We start from the raw sequence: 2,469 nt of genomic DNA on the forward strand, positions 1-2,469 counted from the left end.
GGGTACGACTGGGCGGGGGTGGCGCGGTCGGTGGTGCATTCGCGGCTTCCCGATGTGGCCGAGCGCATCCGGTTCGATCCCGAGGCGGGCATGTTCGTCGCCTACGGAACCGATCCGGACGCGCTGCGTGAGCTCGGGGCGGTGCTGCGAGACGCGGTGCACGACCACGAACTGCTCGCCGAATTCATCAGCACCGGCGATCCGGAGTGGTTCGACTGAGACCGGGCTAGGGCGCGGGCTCGGGGGTGAGGAAGGCGGCGAAGGCGGCGGCGTAGGAGGCCACGTCGTGTGCGCCCATCATCTCGCGGGCCGAATGCATGGCGAGTTGGGCGGCGCCGACGTCGACGGTGGATATCCCCGTGCGGGCGGCGGTCATCGGGCCGATGGTCGAACCGCACGGCAGGTCGGCGCGGTGCACGTAGCGCTGCAATGGAACCCCGGCCTGGGCGCAGGCCAGGGCGAACGCACCCGCGCCGGACGAATCGGTGGCGTAGCGCAGATTCTGGTTGACCTTCAGCACCGGACCGCCGTTGACCTCGATGCGGTGCGCGGGTTCGTGCCGCTCGGCATAGTTCGGATGGGTGGCGTGCGCCATATCGCCCGAGGCACAGACCGAGCCCGACAGCGCCGCGAGGAATTCCGCGCGGCCACCGCCGCGCCCGAGCACGATCCGCTCCAGCACCGTCGGCAGCAGATCCGACTGCGCGCCGCGATCGGACTGGCTGCCGACCTCCTCGTGGTCGAACATGGCGAGCACCGGAATGGCCGCGCCCGGCGCGTCCACGGCGGCCAGGAAAGCGCGCAGACCCGCGTAGCAGGTGCCCTGATTGTCCAGTCTGGGCGCACTGACCAGATCGGCGTCGCGGCCGATGACCCGGCTCGGCGTCAGATCGTGGGTCATCAGCTCCCAGCCGAGGACATCGGCCGCCGACACCCCCGCTCGCTCCGCGACGTAGGCGAGAAACGACCTCGGCTCGGACCCGAGCCCCCACACCGCGTTCACGTGCCGCTGCGGATCGAGGGTGACGCCGCGACGTTCCTCCGAAAGGTGGATCGCGAGCTGCGGCACCCGAAGAATGGGGTCGTCGATACGAACCAGCTTCTCGCGCACGGCATTTCCATCGCGCACGCTCAACCGCCCCGAGATGCCGAGTTCACGGTCGAGCCACGAGTTCAGCCAGGCGCCGCCGTAGGGCTCCAGCCCGACCATCTGCCAGCCCGCCACCACGAAATCCGGATGCTGTTTGACCCGTAGATTCGGGCTGTCGGTATGCGCGCCGACCACGCGGAACGGCGTCGCGCCCGCCGTGTCCTCGGTGGCCCAGGCCACCAGCGAACCGCCGCGCACCACGTAGTGCCTACCCGGCGCGCCCTGCTCCCACGGCCGCGACTCCGACAGCCGGGTGAATCCCCGCTCGTCCAGTTCGCGCGCGACGGTCCGACAGACGTGGAACGGCGACGGCGACTCGTCGATGAAGGAGCAGAGCCCACTCGCGGTGGCGGAAGTAGTCGAAACCGGCATGCAGGCGATCCTAGGCACAGAGGGCCCGGCACCTTGCCGACCACCCGCGCGACGCGACCTACCGCACACGCCCCGAGAAATACAGACCCGTTTTCCTCCGGCACCGACTTCCATTCATCGCGGCGACGAGATCCCCGGGAACGAATATTTCAATTCGAATCAACCGAAATGGGCTGAACCGGTCAATGATCCGGTTCCACACCGCAGTCGATGTGTAGTGTGCACATTCGTGATTGGCGCAATAGCGCCACCTTCCCGATTCGGACATAAGCACCCAAAGCTCGCGCGCCCGAATAGAAACTCACATCACAAAAGATTCCAACAACCACAATTCGCCCGAATGCGATACATCCGACGAATGTCGCGGATCGACCGCGGACGCCGCTACTCCGGGTCGGCCGCGACCAGATCGAGCAGACGCATCAACTCGGCGAAACGGCGCGCCCCCAGACGGGACTGCAATCCCTGCTCAGCACGGGTTTCCTCGATACGGACCGCGGCGACGAGATCCGCGCCGAGATTACTGAGCCCGATCAGAATTCGCCGTCGATCCTCTTCGGCGGCGACCCGATAGATCAATCCACGCGCGGCGAGATAGTCGGCATGCCGAGTGGCCGACGAAGGCGGAAGCTGCGACCGCGAAGCCAATTCGCTCATCGTCACACCAGCCTCAGTGGACAAATTGGACAACATTGCCCACTGGTCGGCCGAAAGCTGTTTCGCGCACAATGCCGCATCGAGGTGATGCAGCCACCGGCGCTCCGCGGCTCGCAGCGCACCATGCAGCGTCGAATATCCGCTCACAATGGTTGTCATTATTTCCCGCCCGCCATGAATTCGCTCGAACGAGAGCAGAGTACCGAACACCGGAGTTCGGTGAGAGCCCAGACCGGCACCCGAGGATTCGAGACATCACCCCGCGCCGTGTTTCCCCACCGCAACACCAC

At 66.5% G+C, this 2,469-nt stretch carries 3 protein-coding genes; 1 reads left to right on the plus strand and 2 read right to left on the minus strand.

All coding sequences use genetic code 11. The features are described 5' to 3' along the window. On the plus strand, window positions 1-219 hold a 219-nt coding region (locus tag JZ792_RS40920), incomplete at its 5' end, for an Imm51 family immunity protein (RefSeq protein ID WP_216918332.1). A gap of 7 nt (window positions 220-226) precedes the next feature. On the opposite strand, the gene JZ792_RS40925 is transcribed toward JZ792_RS40920, so the two are convergent. Both JZ792_RS40925 and JZ792_RS40930 read right to left on the minus strand, forming a co-directional pair. Then, window positions 227-1,522, minus strand: a complete 1,296-nt coding sequence (locus JZ792_RS40925) for a M18 family aminopeptidase (RefSeq protein ID WP_216918334.1) — start codon at window positions 1,520-1,522, stop codon at window positions 227-229. Between the two features lie 384 nt (window positions 1,523-1,906). Then, window positions 1,907-2,389 (minus strand): MarR family winged helix-turn-helix transcriptional regulator, encoded by a 483-nt coding sequence (locus JZ792_RS40930; protein ID WP_288049627.1) that lies wholly within the window; start codon window positions 2,387-2,389, stop codon window positions 1,907-1,909. Between the last annotated feature and the right edge of the window lie 80 nt (window positions 2,390-2,469).

The sequence above is a fragment of the Nocardia noduli genome (genome assembly GCF_019038455.1).
GTDB lineage: Bacteria > Actinomycetota > Actinomycetes > Mycobacteriales > Mycobacteriaceae > Nocardia > Nocardia noduli.

What these genes read in the sequence shown, in the direction of transcription:
- JZ792_RS40925 (WP_216918334.1), bottom strand. Translation starts at nt 1,522, where the DNA reads ATGCCGGTTTCGACTACTTCCGCCACCGCGAGTGGGCTCTGCTCCTTC.